Here is a 6,230-nt window from a genome sequence, read left to right on the forward strand (position 1 = left end):
GGCAAGCCCGGCTCCCACAATGGATCGTCTTACACCTGTGGGAGCCGGGCTTGCCCGCGAAGGCGCCCTGACATTCAACACAGCAGCACGGGATTGACCACTGCCATTAACAACGCCAATCCCGTACCGCCATTCACAGCAGTAGATCCAAGCAAGCCAGTAACACTCTTTTCCAAAAACAATAGAGGTGAACGCATGTCTGATAATCGTGGTGTGGTGTATCTCGGCAACGGCAAGGTCGAGGTGCAATCTATCCCCTTCCCGAAAATGCAGGACCCGCGCGGCAAGCGCATCGAACACGGGGTCATCCTGCGCGTAGTCTCCACCAACATCTGCGGTTCCGACCAGCACATGGTCCGCGGCCGCACCACCGCTCAGGTCGGCCTGGTGCTCGGCCACGAGATCACCGGCGAAGTGCTGGAAGTCGGCCGTGACGTCGAGCACATCAAGGTCGGCGACCTGGTCTCGGTACCCTTCAACGTCGCCTGCGGCCGCTGCCGCAGCTGCAAGGAACAACACACCGGTGTGTGCCTGACCGTCAACCCGGCCCGCCCGGGCGGTGCTTATGGTTATGTCGACATGGGCGACTGGGTCGGCGGCCAGGCCGAGTTCGTGCTAGTGCCTTATGCCGATTTCAACCTGCTCAAACTGCCGGATCGCGACAAGGCCATGGAGAAGATCCGCGACCTGACCTGCCTCTCCGACATCCTCCCCACCGGCTACCACGGCGCCGTGACGGCGGGTGTCGGCCCGGGCAGCACGGTCTACATTGCCGGTGCCGGCCCGGTCGGCCTGGCGGCGGCCGCCTCGGCACGCTTGCTCGGCGCGGCGGTGGTGATCGTCGGTGACGTCAACCCGGCACGCCTGGCCCACGCCAAATCCCAGGGCTTCGAAATCGCCGACCTGTCCACCGACACACCACTGCACGAACAGATCGCCGCACTGTTGGGCGAGCCGGAAGTGGACTGCGCCGTCGATGCGGTCGGCTTCGAAGCACGCGGCCACGGCCACGTCGGCGCCCAGGCCGAAGCCCCGGCCACCGTGCTCAACTCGCTGATGGGCGTGGTACGGGTGGCGGGCAAGATCGGCATTCCCGGGCTCTATGTCACTGAAGATCCGGGCGCGGTCGATGCCGCGGCGAAGCTGGGCAGCCTGAGCATTCGCTTCGGCCTCGGCTGGGCGAAATCCCACAGCTTCCATACCGGGCAAACCCCGACCATGAAGTACAACCGCCAGTTGATGCAGGCGATCATGTGGGGGCGGATCAATATCGCCGAGGTGGTGGGGGTGCAGGTGATCAGCCTGGATCAGGCGCCGCAGGGGTATGGCGAGTTCGATGCGGGGGTGCCGAAGAAGTTTGTGATCGATCCGCATAGGCTTTTTAGCGCTGCGTGACCTGGTAGGGAGGGACGTGTCACTTGGGTGCCTTTCGCCAGCACATCGGTGGCCTTTCCTCCAATGAGCACCTGCCTGCCTTCAAGCAGGTGGGCAGGTGATGGCACTGGGGGATGTTAGCCCGCCGAATTGAAATGCGCGCTTGATGTCGAGGCAGCGTGCTGCGGCGGGTTAGTAATCTAGGTAAGCGAACTTACTCTCGTGAAGCTTTTTATCTCTGATTTTTGCAATCCCAACGTCATAAAGGTTACCTCCGAGCCATTTGCGCCACTGGTCAGCGCGCCAAGCCTGCTTTAATTCGGCTCGAGCTGTTTTTTTAGCTTTGGCTGCTTGTCTGAATTGTTTTTGTATTCCCATTAATTGTTCTCTCGTTAGTTGGGCTTCTGGTAGCTCGGGGGTTGCAGACAATTTGCCCAGGAGTACATCGTTGGGAGCGACCTCCGCCCAATTGTTAGGTGCTCCTTTGGCTGTGATATTTTTGATGGCTGAAGCTGCATCCTGGCTGGATTTAGCTATCGTCGATGAGATTGAATGTAGAGGACCTTTAGGACCAATTTTTACAGCGCGATTGGCTCGTTGAAGTTCTTTTGAAATTGCAATGGAGCTTTGTCTGCCAAATAAATTTTTGATACCTTTCCAGATATTAGCGTGGCCACTAGGGTCGGTATAATTCTGCGGATCGCCCTTACAGTAGACGTAGGCATTCAGCCCGCCTTCGTCAAAAGGGCTCAGGTCATCCGGGCTGGGAAAGCGCGTCTGAGCAGGGCTGAAGTGCCGGTATCCATTGCCGAGTAAATAGCCCAGTGTCATTCGCTCGAAGACATGGCCGTTGAATCCCGACAAAACACCACCAGGCTCCGGGATGTGAAAACCGAATGGAGTGTACGCGATGGGTCTGGCGTACCCGGCGCCCAGATAATGGAGCACCGAGGCACCTTGGTCGGTGGCGAGAAGCACTGGGGACTGCTGTTTTGTGGGCATGTCGGAATCCCTAGAATCATGAGCTTCGAGTTTCAACCGGGTCTCGCGCTAGCGGTACTAGTAGATCTGATAGGTAGGGGCGATTGGCCACGCCCTTGCCCGGTAATGCGACGTCAGCGCGACCGGCAAGATCGGCATTCCCGGCTCTATGTCACGGAAGATTCGGGCGTGGTCGACGCCGCAGCAAAGCTGGGCAGCCTGAGCATTCGCTTCGGCCTCGGCTGGGCGAAATCCCACAGCTTCCATACCGGGCAAACCCCGACCATGAAGTACAACCGCCAGTTGATGCAGGCGATCATGTGGGGGCGGATCAATATCGCCGAGGTGGTGGGGGTTCAGGTGATCAGCCTTGATCAGGCGCCGCAGGGGTATGGCGAGTTCGATGCGGGGGTGCCGAAGAAGTTTGTGATCGATCCGCATAGGCTTTTTAGCGCTGCGTAAAAATGTAGTGAGGGGGCTTGCCCCCGATGACGCACGTCGGCTTGGAATATACCAAGCCGACGCCCGCGATACTGTCGCTTACGATCGAGTCACTGGCGCACGCTGTTTATTCTCTTGCGGAAATCCTCCATGGCGAGGTTCTGTGTAATGAATAGTGACCCCTTGTGCTTCCCCTCCGTGCCGCTGGTTATCAGGCGTGATTGCATTGTTTCACCGTCGAAAAAGAACATCTCCCTCTGATAGTGCTCAACGTTTGGCCCCTTGCCTGCAGAGGCAGGATTGTTGACAGTGTTCACGGGGGTGCTGTTTTTGAATCTGACATTTTTTGAGGTGCTGGGGGCGGATATTGTTTTGGATACTGCATTAGGGGCGCTGTTCAACGCCGAAGTACTCTTGGATTTTTTTATTAGGCTGGATGATGCTGTGACGTCGGCAGAAACGCTTTTCAAGCTCGAAGATTTTTCAAGGTTTGATTTTCGGGAGAATATATTTCTGAAAAACTTCAAGATCCTTCCGTGACCGCTCGGGTCTGCAGCGTTGATCGGATCCCCCTCGCAATAAACATAAGCGTTGATCCCGCCAGCAGCAAACGGGCTCAAGCTGTCTGGGGTGTGAAAACGCTGTGTTTCAGGACTGTAATTCCGATAGCCGTTACCCAGGAGATACCCACTCATGACGGGATCGAACACCTCGCCATTGAATCCAGACGCGGCAGCCATGAGGTTCCGACAATACCCGAACGGGCTGTACGTCATGAAATAGTGTCCAGTGTGTAGCACGGACTTGCTCTGGTCGGTGGCGAGGAGCGAGGAGAGTGCTGATTGGGTTCGCATGTCAATACCTCAAATTTTTCCAGGCCCCAGTGTACTGTCTGGCGATCTCGCCCAGAGACCAGGCTGGGCGACCCTGAGCTATCGATAAGGTACATTGCTGTTGGTTTCCCGTATGGCAGATATTCCGCTTCCGGTCGAAGTGGGCGCCCCCGACGGTACGTTGCGCCCCACCCTCACGGTTCGAGTTGATCCGTGAGTAGGGCCGCTAAACCCTGGCGGGAAAATTGTATTGATTTTGGACTGGTTAAGGATGGGCGCGCGAGACGATGCTGGGCGCCATAGGAATGGGCTGTCGTCAGGGTTTTGCCCGGATATTTCAACTATGCCTTTTACTTTTCTTGGAGGCTTTACGGGGGCGGTTTTGATTTTTTGTACGCCCATGGCAGCTTCAGAAGATGAAGTGGAAAAAACTGAAGAAGACCGCGGGGTTATTGGGGATTCTACGTTTTGGCTTGCTGTGCGGAAGACGTCTTTGGAAGAATGTTGGGACGTTGGGCTATTTATTTTGTTTACGGATATCGTGGTGATGTTTCCAGATTTTCTTCCCGTTTTTTTCGCGCTTTTGCCAAATAGACTAAGGAATTTACTCAGTAGTGAATGGCCACTGGGGTCTATTTGATTCACCGGGTCGCCTAAGCAGTAAGCATAAGCGTTCAACCCACCTTCATCGAACGGGCTCAGGCTATCGGGGCTGTGGAAGCGTTGCTGTGCGGTATTGAATACGCGGTAGCCTTGACCGAGCAAATAGATCGGTAGCAGGCCTTCACGCATTTGGCCGTTAAATGATGAGCGCGAGCCTGGTTCGTCTGAGGATAAGTGACCGAAGGGAGTGTAATTGAAGGGGATAATGCCTTGCCACATCAGGCGCATGAGAACTGTGGCACCTTGGTCGGTGGCGAGGAGCACTGGGGACTGCTGATCTGTTGGCATGTCGACATCTCCGGAATCGTGAGCTTCGAGTTTCAACCGGGTTTCACGCTAGCGGTACTAGCAGATCTGATAGGTATGGCCGATTGGCCACGCCCTTGCCCGGTAATGCGACGTCAGCGCGACCGGCAAGATCGGCATTCCCGGCTCTATGTCACGGAAGATTCGGGCGTGGTCGACGCCGCAGCAAAGCTGGGTAGCCTGAGCATTCGCTTCGGTTGGCCTCGGCTGGGCGAAATCCCACAACTTCCATACCGGGCACACGCCAACCATGAAATACAACCGCCAGTTGATGCGGGCAATCGTGTGGGGGCGGATCAATATCGCCGAGGTGGTGGGGGTGCAGGTGATCAGCCTGGATCAGGCGCCGCAGGGGTATGGCGAGTTCGATGCGGAAGTGCCGAAGAAGTTTGTGATTGATTCGCATAGGCTTTTTAGCGCTGCATGAGACGTTAGCTCAGTGCCCCGGTCCGGGCTTCTTCACTATTTGACCATCCACTACCGTAGCGAGAGGGTTTGCCCCCGATTAGACCGAATTTGCTTAATATCATCGTTAATATGTTGAAGGCTTAAATAGTGCGGCAAGCCCGAGTTATCTATCAGTTCAAGCCCTGGAACATTCTCTCGCGAACGGTATGCAGGAAGTCTGTCAGTAAGGTCGGGGGCGGTAAAAGCTTGGCGGAGCCCGCTGCGGGCCTGTGGAGTTCTCGCTACTAATGTTGGTATCCAGGACGGCTGTTGCCGCTGAATTTGCTGCAGCAGACGTCGCGGCCCAACATTGCTTAGCCCCACTTCGCTTCTATTCGTAATAACCGCTTCAAGACGTTGTATCTGGTCGGCGCGCCTTTGAAGGGTCGGCGAAATTGCGACTTGAGCCACACCAAGAGCATCCTCTGAAATATTCGTTGTCGCAATAAGTACTCTAGGTGTTGACCTACTAGCCCCTGTAGTACTTTCCGACATGGCGCCAAAAAATCGTAAGGTTTTTTTTAGCCATAGCCATGTGTGTCCACTCGGATCCGACGCGTTGATTGGGTCTCCTGCGCAGTATGCATAAGCGTTGAGGCCCCCGGTTGAAAACGGGCTGACACTGTCTGGGGTGTTGAAACGCTGAAAAACGACATTGAAAACGCGATAACCATTCCCTAGCAAATAGCCCTGAACCGATGGGTCATACGGCTGTCCATTGAACCCTATCGATATCCCCGCGAGATCACCGAAGTGGAAGCCGAAGGGGCTATAGTTCGTTAATCTTCGGCCTTCTCCGTGTAGCCTTTGGATCACCGAAGCGCTTTGATCGGAGGCGAGGAGGGCAGGGGAATGCTGTTGTCTGGGCATGTCGATATCTCCGGGATCCAGGGCCTTCAGTTTCAACCGGGTTTCGCGCTAGCGGTACTAGTAGATCTGATAGGTGAAGGTGGTGGATTGCACCCGCATCTTTAGGAAGACTTGCCACGTTTGCGGTAAGGCCCCGCTGCGTTATCGACTGGCAGCGACACCTGCGCATCACTCCAATGCGGGGTAACGGGCTTGCTGCAAAGCATTCCACAGCGACGGTGGACTCGGATTGACTCCTTGAACGAGCCCCATGAAAGACAGGACACCGTTCCCCCCTTAAGATAAGGGATAGGCAAACGGGTATGTTTATGACTA

At 55.8% G+C, this 6,230-nt stretch carries 5 protein-coding genes and 3 pseudogenes; 4 read left to right on the forward strand and 4 right to left on the reverse strand.

Going from position 1 to position 6,230, the window contains the following annotated elements; genetic code table 11:
* Window positions 1–195 precede the first annotated feature (195 nt).
* Window positions 196–1,395 carry a formaldehyde dehydrogenase, glutathione-independent gene (gene fdhA, locus AC3WJP_RS28885; RefSeq protein WP_493724477.1) on the forward strand — a complete coding sequence of 400 codons (1,200 nt, stop codon included), beginning with the start codon at window positions 196–198 and terminating at the stop codon, window positions 1,393–1,395.
* Between the two features lie 171 nt (window positions 1,396–1,566).
* Here fdhA and AC3WJP_RS28890 read toward each other — a convergent pair whose 3' ends face one another.
* Window positions 1,567–2,376, reverse strand: coding sequence for an RHS repeat-associated core domain-containing protein (locus AC3WJP_RS28890; protein WP_493724478.1), 810 nt, complete (start codon window positions 2,374–2,376; stop codon window positions 1,567–1,569).
* A gap of 124 nt (window positions 2,377–2,500) precedes the next feature.
* Between AC3WJP_RS28890 and AC3WJP_RS28895 the strand changes: the two are divergent.
* Window positions 2,501–2,817 (forward strand): annotated as a pseudogene (locus tag AC3WJP_RS28895) (formaldehyde dehydrogenase, glutathione-independent); the annotation flags it as partial.
* Between the two features lie 89 nt (window positions 2,818–2,906).
* Here AC3WJP_RS28895 and AC3WJP_RS28900 read toward each other — a convergent pair.
* On the reverse strand, window positions 2,907–3,572 hold the full coding sequence (locus tag AC3WJP_RS28900; RefSeq protein ID WP_493724479.1) for an RHS repeat-associated core domain-containing protein: 666 nt from the start codon (window positions 3,570–3,572) through the stop codon (window positions 2,907–2,909).
* 400 nt (window positions 3,573–3,972) lie between these two features.
* Here AC3WJP_RS28900 and AC3WJP_RS28905 point away from each other — a divergent pair, with 400 nt between their 5' ends.
* Complete coding sequence (locus AC3WJP_RS28905) at window positions 3,973–4,269, forward strand: hypothetical protein (protein ID WP_493724481.1); 297 nt, start codon at window positions 3,973–3,975, stop codon at window positions 4,267–4,269.
* 38 nt (window positions 4,270–4,307) lie between these two features.
* Here AC3WJP_RS28905 and AC3WJP_RS28910 read toward each other — a convergent pair.
* A pseudogene (locus tag AC3WJP_RS28910) lies at window positions 4,308–4,580 on the reverse strand (RHS repeat-associated core domain-containing protein); the annotation flags it as partial.
* A 124-nt stretch (window positions 4,581–4,704) separates the two neighbouring features.
* Here AC3WJP_RS28910 and AC3WJP_RS28915 point away from each other — a divergent pair.
* Window positions 4,705–5,025: pseudogene (locus AC3WJP_RS28915) on the forward strand (formaldehyde dehydrogenase, glutathione-independent); the annotation flags it as partial.
* Between the two features lie 50 nt (window positions 5,026–5,075).
* Here AC3WJP_RS28915 and AC3WJP_RS28920 read toward each other — a convergent pair.
* Window positions 5,076–5,915 carry an RHS repeat-associated core domain-containing protein gene (locus AC3WJP_RS28920; protein WP_493724480.1) on the reverse strand — a complete coding sequence of 280 codons (840 nt, stop codon included), beginning with the start codon at window positions 5,913–5,915 and terminating at the stop codon, window positions 5,076–5,078.
* Between the last annotated feature and the right edge of the window lie 315 nt (window positions 5,916–6,230).

The sequence above is a fragment of the Pseudomonas sp. GW821-FHT01A09 genome, from assembly GCF_058986725.1.

What these genes read in the sequence shown, in the direction of transcription:
- AC3WJP_RS28890 (WP_493724478.1), bottom strand. Translation starts at nt 2,376, where the DNA reads ATGCCCACAAAACAGCAGTCCCCAGTGCTTCTCGCCACCGACCAAGGT.
- AC3WJP_RS28900 (WP_493724479.1), bottom strand. Translation starts at nt 3,572, where the DNA reads ATGACGTACAGCCCGTTCGGGTATTGTCGGAACCTCATGGCTGCCGCG.
- AC3WJP_RS28905 (WP_493724481.1), top strand. Translation starts at nt 3,973, where the DNA reads ATGCCTTTTACTTTTCTTGGAGGCTTTACGGGGGCGGTTTTGATTTTT.
- fdhA (WP_493724477.1), top strand. Translation starts at nt 196, where the DNA reads ATGTCTGATAATCGTGGTGTGGTGTATCTCGGCAACGGCAAGGTCGAG.
- AC3WJP_RS28920 (WP_493724480.1), bottom strand. Translation starts at nt 5,915, where the DNA reads ATGCCCAGACAACAGCATTCCCCTGCCCTCCTCGCCTCCGATCAAAGC.